Origin of the sequence: Nonomuraea sp. 3-1Str (genome assembly GCF_031570565.1) — a bacterium.
Classification (GTDB): domain Bacteria; phylum Actinomycetota; class Actinomycetes; order Streptosporangiales; family Streptosporangiaceae; genus Nonomuraea.
Map to the genome: position 1 here is coordinate 230,716 of NZ_JALHBK010000001.1, position 22,298 is coordinate 253,013.

Below are 22,298 nucleotides of genomic sequence, written 5' to 3' on the forward strand. Positions count from 1 at the left end.
ATTTCTAGAAATCGCAGCTCAATGACCGAAAAGACCTCATATCGAGCGCGTGCTCACGACACCATCTCCGCAGGTCAGCGCCGTACATGAACATGCGTTTCACGTTTGCCGGAAAGGGACATGCGGCCGCAAGATGTCCTGGATTCCCCAGACCGACCCCGCCCGGGGTCTCCCCGCCATGCTCAGAGGAGCCACAGCATGATCCATACCCGGGGACTGACCCGAGACTTCACGGTGAAGAAGGAGACCGTCCACGCCGTACGCGGCATCGACCTCGACGTGGAGGCCGGCCGGCTGGTCGCCTTTCTCGGCCCGAACGGCGCCGGCAAGTCCACGACGCTGCGCATGCTCACCACCCTGCTGCCCCCGACCTCCGGCACCGCCGTCGTCGCCGGCCACGACGTCGTCCGCGACCCCGGCCGGGTGCGCGCCCACATCGGGTACGTCGGCCAGAAGAGCAGCGCCGGCGAGAACTTCCAGGTCCGCGACGAGCTGGTCAGCCAGGGCCGCTTCTACGGCATGACCACCGCGACAGCGGCCGGGCGCGCCGACGAGCTGCTGGACCTGCTGGGCCTGCGCGCCCTGGCCCGCCGCCGGCCGGGCACGCTGTCCGGCGGCCAGCGCCGCCGCCTCGACATCGCCCTGGGGCTCGTCCACCGGCCCTCCCTGCTCTTCCTGGACGAGCCGTCCACCGGTCTCGACCCCAAGAGCCGCGCCGACATCTGGGAGCACATCCTGCGGGTGCGCGAGGCGTACGGCATGACCCTGTTCCTGACGACGCACTACCTGGAGGAGGCCGACACCATGGCCGAGCGGGTGGTGATCGTGGACGGCGGCCGGATCATCGCCGACGGCACGGCCGAGCGGCTGAAGAACGACCTCGCCGGCGACCACATCACGATCACGACCCGGACCGAGGGCGAGGCGGCGACGGCCGCGGTCGTCGCCCGCACGATGGCCGCACCCAGGACCTCGGGCGACGCTGTCACCGTGGACGGCACGACCGTGCGCCTGCGCGTCCCCGGAGCTCCCACCGCCCTGCCCGTCTACCTGCGCGCGCTGGAGGAGGCGGGCGTCAAGGCCGTCACCGCCGAGACCGGCCGCCCCACCCTCGACGACGTGTTCCTCACTCTCACCGGGAGAAGCCTCACCGATGAAGACCTTCCTGCGTGACACCGCCATCGTCTTCGGCCGCGAGGTCACCCCGGCGCTCCGGCAGCCGGCCGGGCTCCTGCTGGAGATGGGCCAGCCGCTGCTGTTCCTGTTCCTGTACGGGGCACTGCTGGACGGGGCGGTCGGGTCGTCCTGGCAGTGGTTCGTGCCGGGCATCCTCGTGATGATGTGCCTGACCGGGCCGATGGCCTCCGGCTACACGATGCTGGTGGAGCTGATCGGCGGCTCGCTGGAGCGCCTCCTGGTCACCCCGCTCAACCGCACGGCCATGCTCGTCGGCAGGACGATGAAGGTCACCGTGGTCCTGCTCTGCCAGGCCCTGCTCATCGTGGTCCTGGCGCTCCCGCTCGGGTTCCGGCTCCACCCCACGGGGGCGCTGGCCGGGATCGCGATGCTGCTGCTGTTCGCCACGGGGCTGGGCTCGCTGTCGTACACGCTGGCCATCAGGTCGGCGCCCGACGGCACCCTGTTCTACCTGGTCACCCAGGCGTTGTTGTTCCCGCTGATGCTCCTGTCCGGGGTGTTCCTGCCCATGAGCGGAGGGCCGTCCTGGCTGCGGGCGGTGGGCGAGGTCAACCCCGTCACGCACGTCGTGGACGCGCAGCGCGCCCTCTTCTCCGGCGACCTCACCCACCCCTCGGTCCTGTACGGGACGGCGGCCGCGGCGCTGGTGGCCGTCCTCGGCCTCGTCGCCGGCAACCGGGCCCTGCGCAAGGGCGTCTGAGACCCTGGGCGGCAGGCGTCACGGCCGGCCGCCAGGTGTCACGGGCCGATGGCCGTTCGTCAGGGGCTGACCGCCAGGAAGAGGAACGCGGCGAACAGCCCGAGGTGCACCCCGCTCTGCAGCAGCGTGGCGCGCCCCGGGACGACGGTGAGCGTGGAGACGGCCACGGTCAGCGCCAGCAGCACCAAGTGCGTGCCGCCCAGGCCGAGGAGCAGGGGCCCCTTCAGCCAGATGGACATGACCGCGATGGCCGGGATCGTCAGGCCGATGCTGGCCATCGCGGAGCCCAGCGCCAGGTTCAGGCTGATCTGGATCTGACCGCGCCGGGCCGCCCTGACCGCGGCGATCGTCTCGGGCAGCAGCACGAGCAGCGCGATCACCACGCCGACGACGGCCTGGGGCAGCCCGGCGTTCGCCACGGCCAGCTCGATGACCGGCGACTCCACCTTGGCCAGGCCGACGACGGACACGAGGGCCACCAGCAGCAGCCCGAGGCTGGCCAGCGCCGTGCGCCCGGACGGCCGCGGCGCGTGCTCCACCTCCGCGACCTCCGCCTTCCCCTCCCTGGTCTCCGTGGTGACCGGGAGGAAGTAGTCGCGGTGCCGTACGGTCTGCGTGAGCACGAACAGCCCGTACATCGCCAGCGACACCACCGCCGCGAACGCGAGCTGGGCCGACGAGAACGCGGGCCCGCGCGCGCTGGTCGTGAACGACGGCAGGACCAGGCTGAGCGTGCTCAGCGTGGCGACCGTGGCCAGCGCCCCGCCGGTCCCTTCGGCGTTGAACACCGCGACGCGCCGCCGCAACGTGCCGGCCAGCAGCGACAGCCCCACGATGCCGTTACACGTGATCATCACGGCGGCGAACACGGTGTCGCGGGCGAGCGACGCCGTCTTCTCCCCTCCGGAGAGCATGAGGCTGACGATCAGCGCCACCTCGATCACCGTGACAGCCACCGCCAGGACCAGCGAGCCGAACGGCTCGCCGACCCGGTGCGCGATCACCTCGGCGTGGTGAACGGCGGCCAGCACGGCTCCGGCCAGGACGATGGCCAGCAGGACTGCCCAGGCCATGGGCAGGCTGCGGCCCCAGCCGAGCGCCAGCGAGAGCACCGCCAACGCCGGAACTGCTACGGTCCACCACTTCGCGATGTGACGACGCATATAGGCTGTAACGCCCTTTCTTTCGCAAGAACAACGACAATCACTTCCATCATGCCCGTTTCATGCGAAATGTCGCTCAGCGTGACGCAAGGGAGGATCGGCGCCCCGAGGGTGGCCCGCCGGTGGAGAATGAGCCAATGACCCGTGTCCTCGCCACCATCACCGTGCCGTGGATCCCCGCGCCCCACCGCCTGGAGGTCGCGCTGACCCGGAGCCTGCCGCCGGTGGAGCAGACCACCTCCGCCTTCGCGTTCGTCCTCGACGGCGCGGGCCGCACGCTGCTGACCCGCGTCGGCCGCGAGGGGCGCGGCTGGGACATCCCGGGCGGCCACCTCGACCCGGGCGAGCAGGCCGCCGAGGCCGCCTCCCGCGAACTGGCCGAGGAGACGGGCCTGGCGCTGCCGCCGGAGCGGCTGTCGGTGTTCGCCTGGCAGCGCATAGAGCTGACCGGCCCGCCTCCGGCCGGCTACCGCTACGCGCCGCTGACGTACATGGTGATGTTCGAGGCCCGGCTCGCCGAGCCTGGGCCGCCCACCGCGCCGCCTCCCGGGTCGGAGAGCACGGGGGCGGAATGGCTGGCGCCCGAGGAGGTCGAACGGCGCTGCGCCGGCCAGGTGTGGCTCACCGCCCACCGCGCCCTCCTCGGTTGACCGGCCACCCCAGAACCGGCCACACGGAGAAGGGTGCCGGCCGGTGAACCGGCCAGCACCCTTCGCGTCGTTCTCAGCCGCTATCCGCAGTGCTCGAAACCGCTCTCGTAGGTGGACGAGCCGGCCTTGCCTCCCCACTTGACGCACTTGTCGGCCGCCGCCGCGATGACCGGCCCCGCGTAGTACGAGAAGTTGCCGCTGTCGGTGACCCGGGTCTTGCCCTGCACCTCCAGGAAGGCGCTGGTGGCCGTGGCCTGGCCGAGGGAGGACGTCTTGAGCGTGGCCACGCAGTTGTTGCCGCTGGTGGAGTTGTAGAGCAGGTAGACGTTGCCCGCCGTCCCGAGGGGCGCGGAGTCGATCACCTTGTAGCCGGTGCCGCAGACCGACTCGGGCGTGTGCGGGTTCGTGGCCCCGCCGCCGTTGGTGACGTACCGCATGTACGTCGTCCAGTTCCAGTTAGGACCCGGGTCGGTGTGGTCGGCGGTGGGGACCTCGCTGTGCCCGATGATGTGGGCGCGGTCCTTCGGGATGCCGTAACGGTCGGCGATGCTGCGCGTCAGCGCGGCCGAGGAGCGGTACATCGCATCGGTGAACCAGGACGCGTTGTCCACGTAGCCCTCGTGCTCGATGCCGACCGACCGGCGGTTGTAGTCGCCGGCGTGGAAGGCCCGGTCCTTCTCCCTGACCATCTGCGTGATGGCGCCGTCGGAGGAGCGGACGACGTAGTGCGCGGAGGTCGGGTTCGGCCGGGGCCCGGTCTGGAACCATGAGATCGTCCCGGCGTACGAGCCCTGCGTCACGTGGATGACGATCCGGTCGATCGCATCGCTGTTGGGACGGTCGGACACGGCGTAGTTGGAGCTGTGGGCGGCCGCCCAGGTGGCCCCCGGGTAGTCCACGGCCGCCGCGGCGAGCGTGGAGCCCTGCTCGCCCAGCTTCTGGACCTTGGCGTACGTGCCCCGGTCGGGCTCCACACCGCGCGCCGCCACCTTCACGGTCTCGCCGGCGGGCGTGGTGGCGCTGACGCCGTCGCCCATGATCTCGTACACGGTGTCCGCGTACAGCCGGGCGACCTCGGGCGAGGCGGAGTTGCCGTACCTGGCCACCGCGGAGTACCACTTCGCGGGGTCCTTGCGCGCGGCGGCGCCCAGCCCCAGCTCGTCGGCGTAGGCGCGCAGCACGGCGGCGCCGCCCGTGATGTTGGCCGCGGTGTCGGACTTGAGGGCGGACACGGACTGCTTGGTCAGCGTGGCGGCCCGCTCCAGCGAGTGCACCTTGGGGTTGCTGACCAGGTGCATCACGCCGTAGCCGCCCGAGGAGCTGGGCTTGCCGTCGTGCCCGTCGAGGTGGGTCTCGGCGTACGCGACGGACACCAGCAGATCGCGCGGCACCTCGTACGCGGAGGAGGCCCGCGCGAAGGCGTCGGCGACGGGATCGGCGCTCGCGGCGCCGGCCGGTTGCCCCGTGAGAAGCGAGAGGGGGATGATCGCGCCCGCTAACAGCGCGGCTGGACGGCGGAGTCGAGCCTTCAACGTGTGTCTCCTCAACATTACGTCGGGGACCCGCACGGACGCCGAGGACGTACCTCGGCGGGCGCCGTGTTCACCGAGCCCCCGAAACGCTCCTGCTAGCGGACAAGCGTGATGGGAGCGCGCACAGAAAACGTCCAGAAACCGCGGACGGGGATGCTTCAGGCGCGCCGGCGACGCCCCCGCGGACCCTCGGAAGAGAATGTCAGCCCTCTCCCATACCGTTGACCTCGGCCTTGTCCTGGCCGCGTGCCCACCCGGCACTCCGGAGGGGCGGAGCCCGACCAACGATCATCCGACCGCCATCACGCAGGGAAGGCACGATCTTGAGCACAGTCACCTCGCAGGACGGCACGGTCATCGACTACGACCGCCACGGTGACGGGCCCGCCATCGTCTTCGTCGGCGGGGCCACCCAGTACCGCGGCATCGACCCGAGCACCGGGCAGGTCGCGCGGCGGCTCGGCGCCGAGGGCTTCACGGCGATCGACTACGACCGGCGCGGACGCGGCCGATCCGGCGACACCGCGCCGTGGGCACTGGAGCGAGAGGTCGAGGACGTCGCCGCGCTGATCGAGGCAGCCGGGGGCAGCGCGACCCTCTACAGCAGCTCGTCCGGCGCGACCGTGGCCCTGGCCGCCGCGACCGCCGGTGTCGGGGTCACCGCGCTGGCGCTCTACGAGCCGCCGCTGTTCGCCGGCGCCGACCATGCCGAGCATCTGGACACGCTGCGCTCCTTGCTGGCCGCCGGCAAGAACGACGAGGCGATGCGCTACAACCTGACCGCGGTGATCGGCGTCCCGTCCGAGGCCGTCGACGGGATGGCCCGGTCACCCGGATGGGCGGACATGGTGGCCGTCGCCCCGACGCTCGCCTACGACCTCGCGGCCGTCCACGACATCAACGTCGACCCGGACTGGACCGGCCGCTGGTCCTCGATCACCGTGCCCACGATCGTGTACTCGGGCGACCAGACCTTCCCCGGCATGCCGGAGGCCGCCGACGCGGTGGCGGCAGCCCTCCCCCACGCCGGCCGACGCATCCTCCCGGGCCAGGGCCACGGCCCCACCCCGGAGGCCATCGTCCCGGTCCTCCTGGACTTCCTCCGCTGAGCGGCCCACCCCGGCGCGCGGATCTCCGGCAGCGGACGGGCCTGTTCACGTGCCGGTCTACGCTGGCCGGTCAGAGACACCGTCGTCACTTGGAGGTTCCGTGCCCTTCCAGAGGCCGCTGCCGAAGCGAGCGATCGGCCGCTTCAACTCCTGTGTCATGACGTTGCGCACCTCTCCTCGATGGGGCCGGCTGGTCAGCGGGCATCTCACGGTCGTCACCTACACCGGACGCCGCTCGGGACGTACCTTCAGCACACCGGTCGCCTTCCGGCGCGCGGCCGACACCGTGACGATCGGCGTTCAACTCCCCGACGCCAAGGTGTGGTGGCGCAACTTCCTGGACGAGGGTGGTCCGATATCGCTGGAGTTGGAGGGGATCGACCGCACCGGGCATGCGGTGGCCCGACGTGACGAGGCGGGCCGCGTGACCGTCACCGTCCGCCTGGACCCCTGACGAACAGGGACTCCTGACCAACAGGGAAGGCCGCGTCCTCGCGGGCGATGCGAGGACGCGGCCTCCCGGATCGGGTCAGGCGGTGGTGGTCGCGGGCTCCGGCGTGGCTGCCTGCTCGGGCAGGTCGAGGCTGTCGCGCAGCTTGGCCGGCTTGAGGAAGGCCGCGGCGATCAGGCCGACCACGGTGATCCCGGCCGAGATCAGGAAGATGTGGCCGGTGGCGTCGCCGTAGGCGGACCGGACGATCACCTTGATCGGCTCGGGCAGCGCGGCGATGTTGAGGCTGCTGCCCGCCGCGCCGCCGCCGGTGGGGATGCCCGCCTTGGCCAGGCCTTCGGCGATGTTGGCGGCGACCCGGTTGGCCAGGACGGCGCCGAGCACCGAGACGCCCACGGTGCCGCCGAGCGAGCGGAAGAACGTGATCGCACCGCTGGCGGCGCCGATCTCGCGCAGCGGGACGGTGTTCTGGATGACCAGGACGAGGTTCTGCATGGACATGCCGACACCGATGCCGACGGCGAGCATGTACGCCGAGACCAGCACCAGCGCGGTCTCGTGGTCGATCGTGGCCAGGCCGGTGAAGCCCAGGAACAGGATGACCAGGCCGACGAGGATGAACGGCTTGGTCTGGCCGGTGCGGGAGACCATCCTGCCGCTGATGGTGGAGGAGAACAGCACGCCCGCCATCATCGGGATGGTGAGCAGGCCGGCGGCGGTGGGGCCGTAGCCGCGCCCGATCTGGAAGTACTGGCCGAGGAAGACCGCACCGCCGAACATGGCCATGCCGACGGCGAGGCTGGCCAGGATGGCCAGGGCGGGCGTCCGCCTGCTGATGACGTGCAGCGGGACGACCGGCTCCTTGACCTTGGACTCGATCCAGGTGGCCAGCGCGAGCACCAGCACGCCGCCGCCGGCCATGGCCGCGGTCTGCCAGGACAGCCAGTCGAAGTCGTTGCCGACGAAGGTGACCCAGATGAGGAGAACACTGACGCCGACGGCGATGAGGGTGGCGCCCCAGTAGTCGATGCTCACGTTCGCGCGGCGCTGGGTCGGGAGGTTCAGGGTCTTGGCCAGCAGCGCCAGAGCGGCGACGGCGAACGGGACGGCGATGAAGAAGCACCAGCGCCAGCCGAGCCAGGACGTGTCGGCGATGAGGCCGCCGAGAAGCGGGCCGCCGACGGTGGCCACGGCCATGACGGCGCCGAGGTAGCCGTTGTAGCGGCCGCGCTCCTTCGGGCTGATCATGGCGGCGATGACGACCTGGACGAGGATCTGCAGGGCGCCCATGCCCAGGCCCTGGATCGCGCGGAAGGCGATGAGTTGCCCGGTGTTCTGGGCGAAGCCGCAGGCCAGCGAGCTGACCATGAAGATCGCGATGGAGATCTGGAGCAGCAGCTTCTTGTTGAACAGGTCGGCGAGCTTGCCCCAGATGGGAGTCGAGGCGGTCGAGGCCAGCAGCGATGCGGTGACGACCCACGTGTACTGGGACTGGCTGCCCTCCAGCGCTCCGATGATCTGCGGGAGCGCCACCGAGACGATGGTGCCGCTGATCATCGCGACGAACAGGGCGAGCAACAGGCCGCTGAGGGCTTCGAGGACTTGACGGTGGGTCATCGGCTCCGCCGCGGTTGGCGCTGCCGGCTGTGCGCTCACGCGCAGCCTCCGATCTGAGGACTGAGAGGTAACGGGGACACCATACATGCACATACGGCAACTTTGCGCACTGAGCAATTATTCCCGTTGGGTAAGCTGTCCGCATCATGGACAGCACAGCAGGGTTGCGCGAGCGCAAGAAGGCCGAGACCCGGCAGGCGGTGCACGAGGCCGCGCTACGGCTCACCGTCGAGCACGGCCTGGACCACGTCACGGTCGAAGCCATCGCCGACGCCGCGAACATCTCCCGGCGGACGTTCTCGAACTACTTCGACGGCAAGGAAGACGCCCTGCTGTACGGCGACGAACAGCGCCTGGGCACCCTGGTGCAGCGCGTGCGCGAGCAGCCCGCGGACCGCTCCGCCTGGCAGGCGCTGCGCGGCGCGCTGGAGAGCCTGTACGACGAGGTCGGCGACACCGACCGTGAGCTGCACCAGCGCACCCGGCTGGCCATGCGCCACCCTTCCCTCCTGGCCAGGCAACTGGCGAACAGGGTCCGGCTGGAGCGCGAGCTGAGTCAGGCGGTGGCCGGCCGGGAGCAGCAGAGCGACGTCAGCCCGGAGATGCTGACCGCCGCGTTCCTGGTCGCTCTGCGCGTCGCCACGCAATGGTGGTGCGCCGAGCAGGAGACGCGTACGCTGCGCGAGCTCACGGAGGAAGCACTCACGCAGATCGCCGAGCCGTTCGGCCGACGTCCCGCCTGACCCCCATGATCAGACGGGCCGCCGGTCATCCCGTGGCGAGGGCTTCCAGCAGACGCTGGAAGGCGTCACCGTCGCCCCCGATCTCCACCCGGTCCCCGAACTCGGCGACGGACGCCCCGTCGATCACCAGTGCCTTGAGGACGGCGGTGTCGGCACGTACCTCCGCGTCCCACTGCGGCGGTTCGCCCCGCTGGATGGTCAGCTCTCCTGCGGCGACGCGGAGCGTGAAGACATCCTCGCCGAGCTCCATCCGGAACGTGGCGTCCAGGTCGCCGAGGCGCGCCGGGTCGAGATGGCTCTTCACGGCGAGCATCAGGGAGTCGGCGCCCAGCGTCCCGGCGGCCTGCGTCATGGGGGCCCGGCTGCCCCACCGGCCGAGACGGACGAGGATGGGCTCCAGCTCGTGCCCCCACCTGGTGAGCTCGTACACCCATGCCCGGATCGGCGCGCCCATCCTGCGCCGCTGGATGACCCCGCCCGCCTCCAGATCGCGCAGCCGTTGCGACAGCACGGTGGGGCTGGCGCCCGGAAGTCCGGCCTGCAGGTCGCTGTAGCGCTTGGGACCGAAGAGCAGCTCTCGGACGATCATGAGCGCCCATCGTTCGCCGAGCAGGTCCAGGGCGCGGGCAGCGGCGCAGGGATCGCCGTACGTGCGGGCCGTGGCCATCTCGTCAACCTCCACCGTTCGAAGCGGCTGCTCCTCCATACGTAGTCAATCAGGTGTGCGGGGCGGCGACGTTCGCGTCGCCGCCCCGGCCGTCGTCCTAGTTGGGCAACCAGTTCGGGATGTCGGTGGTCTCCTTACGCATGTCGTCTCACCTCCTTTCACCTGCACTTTCACCTGGACCGATGCGAGCGCGCCCGGCTGAGCGGCGCACCGACCGCAGGACGCCGAGCACGCTCAACGTGCCGATGGCCCCGGCCCCGCAGATCACCGCGTCCGCGGGCACCACGTCCGCGATGGCGCCGCCGACGGCCATGCCGAGTCCCTGGAGCGTCATGATCCCGGCGCCGAGCAGGGACATGGCCTGCCCGCGCAGCCGCTCGGGCACCGCTTCCACGAACCACCTGTCCATGCCGAGCGTGTAAGCCGCGCACAATCCGGTGAGCAGCATGAACCCCACCCCCACGGGCAGCGGCGGATGAGCCGCGAACGCGACCATGGGAAGCAGGGACACGGCGGCGAGCGGCAGCGCGACGCGGTCGCGGGTGGCAGCCGCGAGCAACGTGCCGGCCAGGACCTCGCTCACCACGGTTCCCGCGGGCATCGCGGCCAGGAACAGGCCGAAGCCCGCCGAGCCCGCCCCCGCGTCCCTCGCGTACGGCGCGGCCACTCCTTCGGCGACGACGAAGAACATCGGCGGGATCCACCACATCAGCAGCAGGGCGCGGATGCGGCGCTCACCCAGCAGCCGCCCGGCCGAGGCGAGGGACTGGCGCATGGTCGCGCCGCTCGCGGACGCGCGGGCCGGCCGGTCATGTGTTCCGAGGCGGAGCAGGAGCGCGGAGCCGAGGAAGGTGGCGACGGCCACGCACAGCGCCACGCGCGGTGACAGCCACACCAGCGCCAGTCCGCCCAGCCCGTAACCGATGATCTGGGAGCTCTGCGAGACGATCCGCACCAGCGAACGGCCCAGGACGTACAGGTCGCCCTGGAGGATGTCGGCGAGGCTCGCCGCCCGGGTGCCGGTGAACAGCGGTGCGATGCTCGCAGTGGCGAACCGCAGGACGAACAGCACGGCGAGCGGCGTCCGCGGTGCGGCCATCATCGCCATGCACGCCGCGCTGAGCAGGTCGCAGACGACGAGCAGCCGACGGGGCGGATACCGGTCGGCGAGAGCGGACAGCAACACCCCGCTGAGGGCGTACGGCAGGAACCCGAGAGCGAAGATGAGCGCCGTCAGCAGCGCCGAGCCGGTGCGGTGGAAGACGAGCACGGCCAGCGCGACCTCGGCGAAGACGCCGCCCAGGACGGAAAGGAGATGCGCGGCGAAGATCGCCCGATACTCCCGCACCGCGAACACGGCCCGGTACCCGCCGATCGGGCGCGGGCTCTTCCGCCGCGCGTGGCGGGTCATCGAGCCTCGTCCTCGATCAGTGAGCGGGGCGGCTTGCCCCGCCGCGCCGTGACCGCTTGTTCGTGCAGATCGGAACTCATCCCGTCCTCCAGAGATGGGCTGGCCGCCGTCCGGCGGTCCACCTGACCGGCGCGGCGCCCGCGCCGGTTCCGACAGCGGGCCGCCTCAGAACACCAGGAGGGGTCTCCCGCCACGGCCGGCCGTCTCGGCCAGGCGGGCCGCGTGCGCCGCCCGGTCGGCGGGGATCGGCTGCCCCTCGGGGATGACCATCACCGCCGTCTCGACCAGCGCGATCACCGATTCAAGTGCGCGCCGAACGTCATCCGGGGATGTCGTGGCGAACCAGTGGGGCAGGAAGAAGCCACGCACGGTCTTGCTGCCGTAGACGACGGAAGGAGCGGAAACGGGGATGGTCAGCATGGCCGGGTCGGTCTGGCGGTGCGTGGACAGCGCCCCGTAGACCACGAGCTCCCCGCCGGGGGCCAGGACGCGGGAGACCTCTGCCCCGACCTGTCCGGCGACGCAGTCGATCGCTCTGGTGATCGGCCGGTCGGCGGTGTGGTGGGCCAGCCGCTCCGGCAGGTCCTCGTCCTCGGTGCAGATGACCTCCGTGCCACCCCGGGCGTGGATCAGCTCCGCGGCCGCGCGGCGACGTATGACGTTCAGCGTGTGGAAGCCCAGGTGGTGTGACAGCGCGATGACGAGCTGCCCGACCGTGGACCCCGCGGCCGTCTGCAGCAGCCAGTCGCCGCGTCCGAGCCCCAGATGGGTGACCAGCAGCCACGCGGTCAGCGGGGCGATGACCATCTGGGCCGCCGTGGAGGTGCTCAGCGACTCCGGCACGGGCAGGACCCGCGAGGCGTCGGCGACCACGAACTCCTGCCAGGTTCCGGTCACGCCCACCGTCGCCACCCGCCGGCCCAGCCGAAGCCCCTGGGCGCCGCCGCCGACGCCTGGCCCGAGCGCGGCGACCATGCCGACGCCCTCCAGGCCGAGCACCGCGGGAAACGACGGCGCGAAGCCGTACCGCCCACGCATGAGGTGCAGGTCACTGGCGTGCACCGGGGCCGTGTCCACCCGAACGAGCACCTGTCCCGGACCTGGTTCGGGTGCGGGCACCCGCTCGACCGCGAGGACGTCGTCGGGTTCACCGACCTCCCGCGCGATCACCGCTCGCATCGTCACCACTGGCGACCGCCTCCTGTAGTGCCCGCCGTTCCGGCCGAAAGGATCACAGGTACGACGGTAGTATCAATTGCTACAGAAAAACAAGTAGTTCCTGCGACAAGGAGGAGTGCCATGTCGGCAACGGTGCTCACCGGGGCCACCCGCGACGAGTTCCTGCGGGAGGCCGACGCGTACCGCGGCGAACTCATCGCGCACTGCTACCAGCTGGTCGGCTCGGTCCACGAGGCCGAAGACCTGGTCCAGGAGACGTTGCTGCGGGCGTGGCGCGGCCGGGACTCCTTCGAGGGCCGTTCCTCTCTACGCACCTGGCTGTACCGGATCGCCACCAACGTCTGCCTGACCGCGCTGCGGCACAGGAGCCGCCGGGTTCTGCCGTCCGGCCTGGGTGCGCCCGCGGACGACCCGGACACGGCCATGGCGCTCGCCCCCGCCGGGACCCGCTGGCTGCAGCCGTTCCCGGACGGCGCATACGGCTCCGGCGATCCTGCCGACGTCGTCGCCGGGCGGACCGTCGTGCGGCTGGCGCTGCTGGCCGCGCTGCAGTACCTGCCCGCCCGGCAGCGGGCGGTCTTCATTCTGCGCGAGGTGCTCGAGTTCTCCGCCGCCGAGATCGCGGGCATCCTGCGGATGAGCGTCCCGGCGGTGAAGAGCTCCCTGCAGCGCGCCCGCGCCCGGGTGGAGGAGATCGCCCCGACCGCCGACAAGCTCACGGAGCCGGATTCGCCGGAGGCGCGCCGCGTCCTGGACCGCTACATGGCCGCCTTCGAGAACGCCGACGCCGGCGCCCTTTCCGACCTCCTGCGCGACGACGCCTTCCTGCAGTCGGCCCCGATGACGACCTGGTTCTCCGGCAAGGCGAGCTGCGTCCCCCACCTGATCCGGCACACGCTGGCCCGCGCCGTTCCCGGTACCTACCGGATGTACGCCACCGTCGCGAACGGCCAGCCCACCGCCGTGGCGTACCTGCGGGAGGACGCCGGCCGGCCGTACACGCCGTTCGGGGTCGCCGTCCTCGACACCGACGGCACGCACATCACCGGCATCAGCGTGTTCGCCGATCCCGCCCTGGTCGCCCTGTTCGGGTTCCCTGACGAGCCGCCTGTGCCGTGATCCCGCGATTCCTCCCCGCGCCGCGACCGGTCTACCTCCCCGGCGTATCGACGCGGAAAGGATCACGCCCACCATGAAACTGAGCTTGTACATCCCCACGGGGACCACCCAGGAGTTCGCCGCGTACACCGACCCGGTGGCCGCCTTCGACACGATCCGCGAGCTGGCCGCCGTCGCCGACGGCAGCGGCTTCGAGACCATCTGGGCGCCTGACCACTTCGTCCCGTTCGGGCCTCCCGGCGCGTACGTCTTCGAGGTGTGGACCACTCTGGCCGCCCTGGCCCGCGAGACCAGTCGGATCCGCCTGGGTCAGCTGGTCACCGGCAACGGATACCGCAACCCGGCGCTGCTGGCGAAGATGGCCTCCACCCTCGATGTCATCTCCGGCGGGCGGCTCACCTTCGGCATCGGCGCCGGCTGGTACGAGGAGGAGTACCGGGCCTTCGGATACGACTTCCCGCACGCCCCCGAACGGCTGCGGCGGCTGGACGAGGCCCTGCAGATCATCACCTCGATGCGGACCGGGCAGCCGACCACCTTCGACGGGAAGTACTTCCAGGTCCGGGACGTGGTCAACCAGCCGGCCGGCATCCAGCGCCCGCACGTCCCCATGATGATCGCCGGTGGCGGGGAGAAGGTGACCCTCAAGCTGGTCGCCAAGTACGGCGACCTGTGCAACATCCAGGAGCCGCCCTCCGAGGTCGCCCGCAAGCTCGACATCCTCGCCGGGCACTGCGAGGCGGTGGGCCGCGACTATTCCACGATCACCAAGACGTCGACGTCGTACTGCATCATCGCCGACACCGACGAGGAGGCGCGGGCCACCGTGCCGCCCTGGGCGCCGATGGTGTTCCCGGGCGACCTGGCGGAGTACGGCCTGGTCGGGACCCCCGACACCATCCGCGGGAGGCTGGCGGTGTACGAGGAGGCCGGCGTGGACGAGCTGATCGTCGGCTTCCATGACGGGCTCAACCCCGAGACGCTCAAGCTCTTCGCGGCCGAGTTCATCGACCGCTGACCTCCCGGGCCGCCGGCCCGTGATGCTCGGGGCGGCGGCTGGGAGCAGTCCTGCGATGTGCTGCTCAGGCACACGGCGAACACGCGAAGATCTTCCTGTTCGGCGGGGTGCGCTTACCAGGGAAGCGCCGATGGTCAGGTGAGCAGTTCGGTGACGGTGACCGCACGCAGATCGCGGCGGTGCAGGCCGTCCAGGATGCGGGGGATCGCGGCCAGTGTCCCCGGGTGGCCCAGGTGCAGGCTGACCAGGCTGCCGGGCCGTACCTCGCGCAGGACGTCGGCGGTGATCGCCCGCGCGCCCGGGTTCAGGTAGTCGCGGGAGTCCACGTCGTAGGACAGGCACGTCAGGTATCCGGCTCGGCGGGCCAGCTCCTGGACCAGGGGCGTGGCTCGGCGGGCCGCGGACGGGCGGAACCACGAGCCGACGGTCCCGGTCAGCGCGTGCAGCCTGGCGGCGCAGTCCTCGATCTCCCTGCGGGCCTGGTCCGCGGGCAGCGCGGAGATGTCCAGGTGGTGCATGGTGTGGTTGCCCAGGTCGTGGCCCGCGCCGGTGATGCGGTCGGCGATCGGCCGGTCCAGCCAGGTGCCGACGGCGAGGACGGTGGCACGGGCGTGTTCCCGTTCGATCGCCGCGAGCACCTTCTCGGTCAGCGCGGGCGTCCCCGCCCCGTGGAAGGTGAGCGCGACCAGCGGGCGGTCACGTGGACCGTGCAGCACCTCGCCGGGCAGGCGGGGCACGGACGGGCCCCACCTCGCGGACGACGGCTGTGGCGCCCCGGCGGCCGGTTCCCCGGAGGGTTGAGCCGTCGGAGGACGAGGCGTCGAGCAGGCGGAGAGGGCCGCCGCTCCACCGGCGGCCAGGAAGCCGCGGCGGTCGATCACCGGAACACTCCGGTGTGGCCGAGGGAGTAGCGTCCGGGCTGGGGATAGACGCACAGGCCGTGCGGTCCCCGGCCGACCTTGATCGTGTGGAGCAGCTTGCCCGTCTCGGTGGAGAAGACGTACACGACCCCGTGGTACCTGCCGGACAGCCACAGCTGCTTGCCGTCCGCCGACACCCCGCCCATGTCGGGTGAGCCGCCTCCCGGGATCCGCCACCGGTCGACCACCTTGCGCCTGCCGAACGAGATGACGGAGACCGTTCCCTGTCCCCTGTTGGAGACGTAGAGGGACCGCGAGTCCCTGCTGACGTACAGGCCATGGGCGCCCTTGCCGGTGTGCAGGAAGCCTGTCCGCCTGAAGGTGCGGGCGTCGATGATCCACACGCCGTCGGCCATCATGTCGGCGACGTAGAAGAGCCGTCCGTCGGGCGAGAGCTTGACGTCCTGCGGCATGTTGCCCGCGTGCACGTCGATCGTCTTCAGCACCCGCGGGCGTTTCCAGTCGATCGCCACCATCTGGCCGGAGAACTCGCAACTGGCCAGGAACACCGATCCGTCGGCGGTGAAGTCGCCGTGGTTGATCCCCCTGCACGGCACGGGGAGTGAGCGGATCAGGCGCATCGTGTGCGGGTCGCGGAAGTCGAGCCGGTTGAGGCGTTCGGCCATGACCAGCGCGTACGAGCCGTCCGGGGTGAAGTACAGGTTGTACGGGTCCTCCACCGGCACCGGCTTACCGGGGCGGCCCGTCACCGGGTCGATGGGGGTGAGCCGGTTGCCCTTGTTCTCGTTGACCCACAGTGTCCTGAGGTCCCAGGAGGGCACGACGTGCTGTGGCAGGCTGCCCATCCGGTAGCGGTGCACGACCCGGAACGTCCGCGGGTCGATGACGTCCACGGTGTCGGACTCGCTGTTGGGGACGTACACGCGCGGTGTCAGGTCCTTGGCCTTGGGGCTGAACATCCCGGGCCGGTCGTGGGCGTAGACGTCCACCGGCGCCTTGTGCGCAGATGTCCGCGCGTGCTGCGGGGGCGCGGGCTGCTGGGGCGCGGGCTCGGGGGCCGCCATCATCGGCTGGGCCGGCGCGCTGCACGAGATCACGGCGATGGACAACGCGCCCAGCATGCTCAACATCCGCGGCAGTCGCATGCGGCTCAGCCTAGAAACGTGTTCGGCAACGTCCGCCGAGGTGAGGGTCAAGGTCGCGTACGGTCGGCGCCCGGGAATGGCATCGTCCGCCCGCCGGGTCGAACCCTCAGCCGCCCACGTCCCGCGCGGGGCACGGACGGCTGATGGTCAGGCCTGGTCGATCACCTGGATGGCGGCGCCGGGGCAGACGGCGGCGGCCTCGCGGACCTGGGTGTGCTGATCAGCGCCGGGCTCGGACGCCAGCAGGATGACGATGCCGTCGTCGTCGCGCTGGTCGAACACCTCCGGCGCGATCAGCACGCACTGGCCGGCGCCGCAGCATCTGGCCTCGTCCACAGTGACTTTCATCCGGGATTCCTCCTTCTCGATCCAGGTCACCAGCGGACCGGGACGGTACGCAGGCCGCCGACGGCCAGCCCCTCCACCCGCTCCAGCTCCTCGACGGGCACGGCCAGCTCCAGCGACGGAAGCTTGCGCAGCAGCACCTCCAGGACGACCTGCAGCTCGGTGCGGGCCAGCGCCTGGCCCAGGCAGGAGTGCGCGCCGGAGCCGAACGACAGGTGCGGGTTGGGGCTGCGGGTCAGGTCCATCCGGTCGGCGGCCTCGAAGGCGCTCTCGTCGCGGTTGGCCGCGGCCATGCTGCAGATCACGGTGGTGCCCTTGGGCAGGACCGTGCCGCTGACCTCGGTCTCCTCCTTGAGGTACCGCGGCAGGCCGAAGCCGGAGTTGGCGTCCATGCGCAGGCTCTCCTCCACCGTGGTGCGGATCAGCGACGGGTCGGCCAGCAGCGCCTCCCACCGGCTGCGGTCGGCCAGCAGCATGGAGATCATCTTGCCGATCATGTTGGCGGTGGTCTCGTGCCCGGCGACCAGCAGGGCCATGCCGGTGACCAGGATCTGGATGTCCGACAGGCCGCCGTCCTCGGGGCCGCCGGCCGCGATCAGCTCGCTCAGCAGGTCCTCGCCCGGCTCGGCGCGCTTGGCGGCCAGAAGGTCGGACATGTACTGGAAGAACTCGGCCTGGGCGGCCTCGATCTCGGCCTTGTCGTACCGGGTGAGGTTGAGCAGCGTGTCCGACCAGTACGAGAACCGGTCCCGATCACTGGCGGGAACGCCGAGCATGTCGCAGATGACGTACACCGGCAGCGGGAAGCCCAAGGACGCCTTGAGGTCGCCGGGGGCGCCGCTCTCGACCATGTCGTCGATGAGGTTCTCGGCGATCCGGGTCATCACGGGGCGCAGGGCGTTCATGCGCTTGGCGGTGAACCACTTGCCGACCAGGCGCCGCCAGTGCTGGTGCTCCTCCCCGCCGTCGGGGATGATCGTCGCCATCTCGCTGTTGAACAGCCCGCCGTCGTCGGTGGCCGACAGCCGGGCGGCGTCAGGCGCGTTCAGCAGGCGGCTGAAGCGCGGATCGGCGAGCACCTGCTTGACGTCGTCGTAGCGGGTCAGCAGCGCCGCCTGGTCACCGCTGGGCAGCTTCACGTGAGCCACCGGACACGTGCCGCGCAGCTCGGCCCATTCCGCGGGCGGCTCCAGTGCCGCGTCGGCGGGGATCGGGTAGCTCAGGACCTGCTCATTGACACTCATTCGGCGTCTCCTCGTGAACGATCGTGAAGGGGAAGGGTCTCGCCACCGGCAGGCACATTCGCCTACAACTGCAAGATAACTTACATCTGTCGTCGTTCGGTATGCTGGGAGGCATGGCCGGCACCAGAGCGAGCAATACCCCGTCGGGTGACCGGCGCGTGCGCCGCACCCGCTCAGCCCTGGCGCGCGCGCTGATCGAGCTGGTCGAGGAGCAGGACCTCGCCCGGATCAGCGTCTCCGACGTCGCGGAGGGCGCCGGGGTGAGCCGCTCCGCCTTCTACGCCCATTACCGGGACGTGCACGAGCTGGCCGAGGACGCCTGCACCGCGATGATCGACGGCCTGATCGAGTCCTTGCCCGCTCCCGCCTTCGACTCGGCCGACCTGGCGCAGGAGGCGACCCGGTCGCTGGCGGCGTTCTTCGCCAGCCTCTCCGCGCACGCCGGGCTGTATCGCGCGCTCCTGGGGCCGCTGGGCAGCGCGCGCGTCGTCGAGCACACGCGCCGCCGGATCGCCGACGTCATCCGTGAACACCTGGTCCACACCGGCACCGGCGAGCCGCTGCGGCGCATCCCGCATGACGTCACGGCCTCGTTCACCGCCGGCGCCCTCATCGGCGTGGCGATCGACTGGCTCCAGGCCGGGTGCTCCCGGACCCCGACCGAGATCGCCGAGATGACCTGGCCCCTGCTGCAGGGGTACTACCGCATCGACACGCGCGACGAGGACAGCGCGCGATGAGGCGCGTCAGGTAGTCGAGGCGCGGTTCACACCGGTCCAGGGCCGGCGCCATCCCCTTTCACCCTGAAGGAGACCATTCATGTCCATTGCCGATGTGTCCGGCAAATCCCTGGCCGAGCTCGTCTCCCTGCGCGGGCGGCGTGCGGTCGTGACCGGAGGCGGTCGCGGGCTCGGCAAGGCCATCGCCTCGCGCCTGGCCGAGGCGGGAGCCGACATCCTGATCGGCGACATCGACGAAGCGCTCGCCGTGACCGCCGCCAAGCAGATCGCGGAACAGCACGGCGTGCGCGCGGTCCGCGCCGCCATGGACGTCACCGACGCGGCGTCCGTGGCGTCGGCGGCCGCCCGCGCGCTCGCCGAGCTCGGCGGCCTGGACATCTGGGTGAACAACGCCGGCGTCTTCCCGGCCGTCCCCGTGCTGGAGATGACCGAGGAGACGTGGGACAACGTGTTCGCCGTGAACGCGCGCGGCGTCTTCTTGGGCGCTCGTGAGGCGGCACGGCGCATGTCGGCCGGGGGCACGGGCGGTGTCATCGTGAACATCATCTCGACCGCCGGCTTCCGCGGCAGCGCCCCCGGCCTGGCCGCCTACGTCGGATCCAAGCACGCCGCCCGCGGTCTCACCCGGGAGCTGGCCCTCGAACTCGCTCCGCTCGGCATCCGCGTGCTGGGCGTCGCACCGAGTTATGTCCCCACGGAAGGCAACATGATGGCGGCCGCGGCCGCGCTGGGCGACGACGCCCCGCCGACCGACGTCCCCCCGACCGACCTCATGCTGAACGGTCCCGTCGGCCGGGTCGGCGTTCCTGACGACATCGCGCGCGTCGTGCTGTTCTGCGCGTCGGACCTGTCGGCCTTCATGACCGGCAGCACGCTGCTCGCCGACGGCGGCGACACCGCCTGAACGGCCGCCGGCGGGCCCGCGTGGGGCCCGCCGGCGGACTGCCTTCCACTCGGTGGCCGGCGGTTCACGCCCGGCGGGCGGCTTCCGGCGGGCCCGCGCCGGGGCCGGGCGGCAGATGGACGGTCATGATCAAAGTGCAGGTCTCGGTGCCCGAGCCACGGTAGGTGTGCGAGGCGTCGCCGTCGAACGTGGCGGTCTGCCCGGCTTCGACGGTGTGCTCGGTGCCGTCGACGACCAGGGTCATCCGGCCGGAGATGACGCTGACGGTCTCCACGACTCCGGCGTGGTGGGGCTGGCTGGGGTACTCCTCGCCCGGTTCCAGTCTCCAGCGCCAGACCTCGACCGGGGCCGGCCCTGAGGTCGTCAGCATGAGCCGGGCCTCGCTGCCCCGCTCGCCGGTCCACAGTGGCGCCACGGCCTCGGCGGTCACGACGCGGACGCGACCTTCGGACGGCCCCTGCATCAGGGCGGACACCGAGATGCCGAGGGTGTCGGCCAGCCGGACCAGGGTGGCCAGGTTGGGGTTGCCCTGGGCCTTCTCCAGCGCGACCAGAGCTCCCTTGCTGACCTGGGCGCGCCGGCTGAGCTCCTCCAGGGACAGGCCCGCGCGGGTGCGCGCCGCCCTGACGTTGTGCGCGACCGTCCGCAGGGCTGCGGCCGTCTCGGCCATCTGATCACCATCCTCGCAATGGACCATTTCGATGCACCGTGCGGTCGTTCGATTGGCAGTTACCGGTCGATTGATTGTACTCTGTGGTCGTTCCATTGATGGTGAGGTCTGTTGTGTTCGCTCTCCTGCTCGCCCTGGGCAGCTCCCTCGCATACGGATGCGCCGACTTCCTCGGCGGCCTGGGCGCCCGCAAGGCTCATGTGCTGCGCACCGTGATGATCGCCGCCCCGGCCAGCCTCGTGGTCGAGCTGCTGCTGTGGCCGGCCCTCGGCGCCTCGTTCAGCCCTGCGGCCCTCGGCTGGGGCGCCGCCTCGGGGGTCGCCTCGGCCGCCGCGTTCGCCCTGCTCTACCGCACTCTGGCGATCGGTCCGATGAACGTGCTGTCGCCGGTGAGCGCTGGTGTCGGCCGTGCTGCCCGTCGGCGTGGGTCTGCTCCAGGGCGAGCACCTGTCCGCCACCGGACTGGTGGGCCTGCCGCTCGCACTGGCGGCGGTGGTGCTGGTCAGCGCCGGTCACGGCGCGGGCTCGACGCGCCCCTCACGGACTGCGCTGCTGCTGGCGTTCGGCGCGGGCGCCGCCATCGCCCTTCAGCTCGTCTTTCTGCACCAGGCGCCGCCGGACAGCGGGGTGGCTCCGCTGATCGTGGGCCGGGCGGTCGCCTCGGCTGTCACCCTGACCGCGGCCGGGCTGATGCACCGCAGGCTGGGCTCCGAGCGGCCCGCGTACGCGATGTCAGCGACCGCGGGTGTGCTGGACTCCGTTGCGAATTTGCTGTTCCTGCTCGCCGCCCGCAGCGGGGACCTCGCCGTCGTCGCCGTGATCGTCGCCCTCTACCCGGCCGGCACGGTCCTGCTCGCCCGCGGCGTGCTCGCCGAACGCATCGGCCGCGGCCAGCTTGCCGGCCTGGGCGCCGCCGCCGTCGCCGTCACCCTCCTCGCCCTGACCTGAACCACCCGCGGCCGGCCCCTGAGCACCGGCCGCACCCCTTACCCCAAGGTCACAGGCGTCGGCCGACGGTGAGGACGGCCGACCAGTGGCGGGTGAGCGTTCCGTCCGAGCGTGCGGCGAGGCGGCGGCGTATCTCCTGGTAGAGGTGTTCGCGCTTGGCCCGCTCCATGGCGATGTGGCCGGAGAAGGTATCGAGCAGGGCGATGTACTCGCCCGCCGTGTAGCGCAAGGCCCATACGTAGAGCCTCGTCCCCACCACCGTGAAGTGCCCGGAGGCCTCGAACTCGGTGGCCATGGGATCTGGCTGGTCCTCGGGCAGAGGCGGGGGCCACGGGTCGCCATGGCCTTCGCCGATCTCCTCATAGACCTCCTGGATTTCCGCGAAGAAGGGATCGAAGCCTGCCGGGAAGGCGTGGTCGGCGTTCCATACGGCCAGGTGGCCGCCCCGGGCGAGAAGGGCGGCCGCTTTCGCGTACTTGACCTCCGGGTCCACCCATTTCCACGCCGTAGCCGCGTAGAGGAGATCGAAGCGGACCCCGGCCGGCGGTTGCCAGTCTTCGAACGACGACGTGATCACGGAGACGCCGGCGAATCCAGCGAGTCGGTGCCGCGCCTCCGCCGCCAGGGCGCCGCCGAGTTCGACCCCGGTGATCCGGAAGCCCATCCGGGCCAGGGGCAGCGTGGCCTTCCCTGGACCGCATCCGACTTCGAGCAGGTGCGCGGCCGGCGTGACCCCCGTGGCTGCCAGGAGGTCGGAGTACAGCTCCCCCGGGTAGTCGGGGCGCGCGTCCTGATAGAAGGCAGCCGCTTGGTCGAAGGTGGCTCGCAGCCGAAGATCGCGGGACATACGCCAAGCCTGGCAGCG

The 22,298-nt window shown here is 71.2% G+C and carries 23 protein-coding genes; 11 read left to right on the plus strand and 12 right to left on the minus strand.

The genetic code is table 11. From position 1 onward, the window contains the following. Positions 1 to 198 precede the first annotated feature (198 nt). A complete protein-coding gene (locus MTP10_RS01290; RefSeq protein WP_310707063.1) occupies positions 199 to 1,173 on the plus strand; it encodes an ATP-binding cassette domain-containing protein in 975 nt (324 codons plus the stop codon). Beyond that, complete coding sequence (locus MTP10_RS01295) at positions 1,154 to 1,897, plus strand: ABC transporter permease (protein ID WP_310707064.1); 744 nt, start codon at positions 1,154 to 1,156, stop codon at positions 1,895 to 1,897. Before MTP10_RS01290 ends, MTP10_RS01295 begins: the two co-directional genes overlap by 20 nt. A gap of 59 nt (positions 1,898 to 1,956) precedes the next feature. Here the strand turns inward: MTP10_RS01295 and MTP10_RS01300 are convergent, their stop codons facing one another. Further along, positions 1,957 to 3,009: a hypothetical protein gene (locus tag MTP10_RS01300; RefSeq protein WP_310707520.1), complete on the minus strand. Its 1,053-nt coding sequence runs from the start codon at positions 3,007 to 3,009 to the stop codon at positions 1,957 to 1,959. Between the two features lie 188 nt (positions 3,010 to 3,197). Between MTP10_RS01300 and MTP10_RS01305 the strand changes: the two genes are divergently transcribed. After that, positions 3,198 to 3,710, plus strand: coding sequence for an NUDIX hydrolase (locus tag MTP10_RS01305; RefSeq protein ID WP_310707065.1), 513 nt, complete (start codon positions 3,198 to 3,200; stop codon positions 3,708 to 3,710). 80 nt (positions 3,711 to 3,790) lie between these two features. Here the strand turns inward: MTP10_RS01305 and MTP10_RS01310 are convergent, their stop codons facing one another. Beyond that, positions 3,791 to 5,242 (minus strand): N-acetylmuramoyl-L-alanine amidase, encoded by a 1,452-nt coding sequence (locus MTP10_RS01310; protein ID WP_310707066.1) that lies wholly within the window; start codon positions 5,240 to 5,242, stop codon positions 3,791 to 3,793. 323 nt (positions 5,243 to 5,565) lie between these two features. Here MTP10_RS01310 and MTP10_RS01315 point away from each other — a divergent pair, with 323 nt between their 5' ends. Further along, complete coding sequence (locus MTP10_RS01315) at positions 5,566 to 6,351, plus strand: alpha/beta hydrolase (protein ID WP_310707067.1); 786 nt, start codon at positions 5,566 to 5,568, stop codon at positions 6,349 to 6,351. Positions 6,352 to 6,451: 100 nt separating this feature from the next. Beyond that, positions 6,452 to 6,805, plus strand: a complete 354-nt coding sequence (locus MTP10_RS01320; protein ID WP_310707068.1) for a hypothetical protein — start codon at positions 6,452 to 6,454, stop codon at positions 6,803 to 6,805. Positions 6,806 to 6,880: 75 nt separating this feature from the next. Here MTP10_RS01320 and MTP10_RS01325 read toward each other — a convergent pair whose 3' ends face one another. After that, positions 6,881 to 8,419 carry an MDR family MFS transporter gene (locus MTP10_RS01325; protein ID WP_310707069.1) on the minus strand — a complete coding sequence of 513 codons (1,539 nt, stop codon included), beginning with the start codon at positions 8,417 to 8,419 and terminating at the stop codon, positions 6,881 to 6,883. Positions 8,420 to 8,565: 146 nt separating this feature from the next. Between MTP10_RS01325 and MTP10_RS01330 the strand changes: the two genes are divergently transcribed. After that, positions 8,566 to 9,162 carry a TetR/AcrR family transcriptional regulator gene (locus MTP10_RS01330; RefSeq protein ID WP_310707070.1) on the plus strand — a complete coding sequence of 199 codons (597 nt, stop codon included), beginning with the start codon at positions 8,566 to 8,568 and terminating at the stop codon, positions 9,160 to 9,162. Between the two features lie 25 nt (positions 9,163 to 9,187). Here the strand turns inward: MTP10_RS01330 and MTP10_RS01335 are convergent, their stop codons facing one another. The 3 genes from MTP10_RS01335 to MTP10_RS01345 all read right to left on the minus strand — a co-directional run bounded on the left by MTP10_RS01335 (position 9,188) and on the right by MTP10_RS01345 (position 12,419). Next, the gene (locus tag MTP10_RS01335; protein WP_310707071.1) at positions 9,188 to 9,844 is read right to left on the minus strand and encodes a winged helix-turn-helix transcriptional regulator; all 657 of its coding nucleotides are present in this window, start codon (positions 9,842 to 9,844) and stop codon (positions 9,188 to 9,190) included. Positions 9,845 to 9,977: 133 nt separating this feature from the next. After that, complete coding sequence (locus MTP10_RS01340) at positions 9,978 to 11,240, minus strand: MFS transporter (RefSeq protein WP_310707072.1); 1,263 nt, start codon at positions 11,238 to 11,240, stop codon at positions 9,978 to 9,980. A gap of 165 nt (positions 11,241 to 11,405) precedes the next feature. Further along, positions 11,406 to 12,419: a zinc-dependent alcohol dehydrogenase family protein gene (locus tag MTP10_RS01345; RefSeq protein ID WP_310707521.1), complete on the minus strand. Its 1,014-nt coding sequence runs from the start codon at positions 12,417 to 12,419 to the stop codon at positions 11,406 to 11,408. A gap of 120 nt (positions 12,420 to 12,539) precedes the next feature. On the opposite strand from MTP10_RS01345, the gene MTP10_RS01350 reads away from it, so the two are divergent. Both MTP10_RS01350 and MTP10_RS01355 read left to right on the plus strand, forming a co-directional pair. Then, entirely contained in the window at positions 12,540 to 13,538 is a 999-nt protein-coding gene (locus MTP10_RS01350) for an RNA polymerase subunit sigma-70 (protein WP_310707073.1), read from the plus strand. 73 nt (positions 13,539 to 13,611) lie between these two features. Then, positions 13,612 to 14,556, plus strand: a complete 945-nt coding sequence (locus MTP10_RS01355) for an LLM class F420-dependent oxidoreductase (protein ID WP_310707074.1) — start codon at positions 13,612 to 13,614, stop codon at positions 14,554 to 14,556. 134 nt (positions 14,557 to 14,690) lie between these two features. On the opposite strand, the gene MTP10_RS01360 is transcribed toward MTP10_RS01355, so the two are convergent. From MTP10_RS01360 to MTP10_RS01375, 4 genes are all read right to left on the minus strand, one after another. Then, a complete protein-coding gene (locus tag MTP10_RS01360; RefSeq protein WP_310707075.1) occupies positions 14,691 to 15,293 on the minus strand; it encodes a polysaccharide deacetylase family protein in 603 nt (200 codons plus the stop codon). A 140-nt stretch (positions 15,294 to 15,433) separates the two neighbouring features. Then, on the minus strand, positions 15,434 to 16,582 hold the full coding sequence (locus MTP10_RS01365) for a YncE family protein (RefSeq protein ID WP_310707076.1): 1,149 nt from the start codon (positions 16,580 to 16,582) through the stop codon (positions 15,434 to 15,436). A 147-nt stretch (positions 16,583 to 16,729) separates the two neighbouring features. Continuing rightward, positions 16,730 to 16,930 carry a ferredoxin gene (locus MTP10_RS01370; protein ID WP_310707077.1) on the minus strand — a complete coding sequence of 67 codons (201 nt, stop codon included), beginning with the start codon at positions 16,928 to 16,930 and terminating at the stop codon, positions 16,730 to 16,732. Between the two features lie 26 nt (positions 16,931 to 16,956). Then, complete coding sequence (locus MTP10_RS01375; protein ID WP_310707078.1) at positions 16,957 to 18,171, minus strand: cytochrome P450; 1,215 nt, start codon at positions 18,169 to 18,171, stop codon at positions 16,957 to 16,959. Between the two features lie 113 nt (positions 18,172 to 18,284). Here MTP10_RS01375 and MTP10_RS01380 point away from each other — a divergent pair, with 113 nt between their 5' ends. Both MTP10_RS01380 and MTP10_RS01385 read left to right on the plus strand, forming a co-directional pair. Next, positions 18,285 to 18,911, plus strand: a complete 627-nt coding sequence (locus MTP10_RS01380) for a TetR/AcrR family transcriptional regulator C-terminal domain-containing protein (RefSeq protein WP_310707079.1) — start codon at positions 18,285 to 18,287, stop codon at positions 18,909 to 18,911. A 79-nt stretch (positions 18,912 to 18,990) separates the two neighbouring features. Beyond that, a complete protein-coding gene (locus MTP10_RS01385) occupies positions 18,991 to 19,815 on the plus strand; it encodes an SDR family oxidoreductase (RefSeq protein WP_310707080.1) in 825 nt (274 codons plus the stop codon). 64 nt (positions 19,816 to 19,879) lie between these two features. Here the strand turns inward: MTP10_RS01385 and MTP10_RS01390 are convergent, their stop codons facing one another. Next, on the minus strand, positions 19,880 to 20,485 hold the full coding sequence (locus MTP10_RS01390; RefSeq protein ID WP_310707081.1) for an XRE family transcriptional regulator: 606 nt from the start codon (positions 20,483 to 20,485) through the stop codon (positions 19,880 to 19,882). A gap of 399 nt (positions 20,486 to 20,884) precedes the next feature. Between MTP10_RS01390 and MTP10_RS01395 the strand changes: the two genes are divergently transcribed. After that, positions 20,885 to 21,433 (plus strand): EamA family transporter, encoded by a 549-nt coding sequence (locus MTP10_RS01395; protein WP_310707082.1) that lies wholly within the window; start codon positions 20,885 to 20,887, stop codon positions 21,431 to 21,433. A 49-nt stretch (positions 21,434 to 21,482) separates the two neighbouring features. Here MTP10_RS01395 and MTP10_RS01400 read toward each other — a convergent pair whose 3' ends face one another. Then, positions 21,483 to 22,280 carry a class I SAM-dependent methyltransferase gene (locus MTP10_RS01400; RefSeq protein ID WP_310707083.1) on the minus strand — a complete coding sequence of 266 codons (798 nt, stop codon included), beginning with the start codon at positions 22,278 to 22,280 and terminating at the stop codon, positions 21,483 to 21,485. Positions 22,281 to 22,298: the final 18 nt, after the last annotated feature.

Coding starts and splice junctions, on each gene's coding strand:
- MTP10_RS01350 (WP_310707073.1), top strand. CDS start 12,540: ATGTCGGCAACGGTGCTCACCGGGGCCACCCGCGACGAGTTCCTGCGG.
- MTP10_RS01355 (WP_310707074.1), top strand. CDS start 13,612: ATGAAACTGAGCTTGTACATCCCCACGGGGACCACCCAGGAGTTCGCC.
- MTP10_RS01345 (WP_310707521.1), bottom strand. CDS start 12,419: ATGCGAGCGGTGATCGCGCGGGAGGTCGGTGAACCCGACGACGTCCTC.
- MTP10_RS01340 (WP_310707072.1), bottom strand. CDS start 11,240: ATGACCCGCCACGCGCGGCGGAAGAGCCCGCGCCCGATCGGCGGGTAC.
- MTP10_RS01330 (WP_310707070.1), top strand. CDS start 8,566: ATGGACAGCACAGCAGGGTTGCGCGAGCGCAAGAAGGCCGAGACCCGG.
- MTP10_RS01375 (WP_310707078.1), bottom strand. CDS start 18,171: ATGAGTGTCAATGAGCAGGTCCTGAGCTACCCGATCCCCGCCGACGCG.
- MTP10_RS01305 (WP_310707065.1), top strand. CDS start 3,198: ATGACCCGTGTCCTCGCCACCATCACCGTGCCGTGGATCCCCGCGCCC.
- MTP10_RS01400 (WP_310707083.1), bottom strand. CDS start 22,280: ATGTCCCGCGATCTTCGGCTGCGAGCCACCTTCGACCAAGCGGCTGCC.
- MTP10_RS01390 (WP_310707081.1), bottom strand. CDS start 20,485: ATGGCCGAGACGGCCGCAGCCCTGCGGACGGTCGCGCACAACGTCAGG.
- MTP10_RS01325 (WP_310707069.1), bottom strand. CDS start 8,419: ATGACCCACCGTCAAGTCCTCGAAGCCCTCAGCGGCCTGTTGCTCGCC.
- MTP10_RS01380 (WP_310707079.1), top strand. CDS start 18,285: ATGGCCGGCACCAGAGCGAGCAATACCCCGTCGGGTGACCGGCGCGTG.
- MTP10_RS01365 (WP_310707076.1), bottom strand. CDS start 16,582: ATGCGACTGCCGCGGATGTTGAGCATGCTGGGCGCGTTGTCCATCGCC.
- MTP10_RS01290 (WP_310707063.1), top strand. CDS start 199: ATGATCCATACCCGGGGACTGACCCGAGACTTCACGGTGAAGAAGGAG.
- MTP10_RS01385 (WP_310707080.1), top strand. CDS start 18,991: ATGTCCATTGCCGATGTGTCCGGCAAATCCCTGGCCGAGCTCGTCTCC.
- MTP10_RS01295 (WP_310707064.1), top strand. CDS start 1,154: ATGAAGACCTTCCTGCGTGACACCGCCATCGTCTTCGGCCGCGAGGTC.
- MTP10_RS01370 (WP_310707077.1), bottom strand. CDS start 16,930: ATGAAAGTCACTGTGGACGAGGCCAGATGCTGCGGCGCCGGCCAGTGC.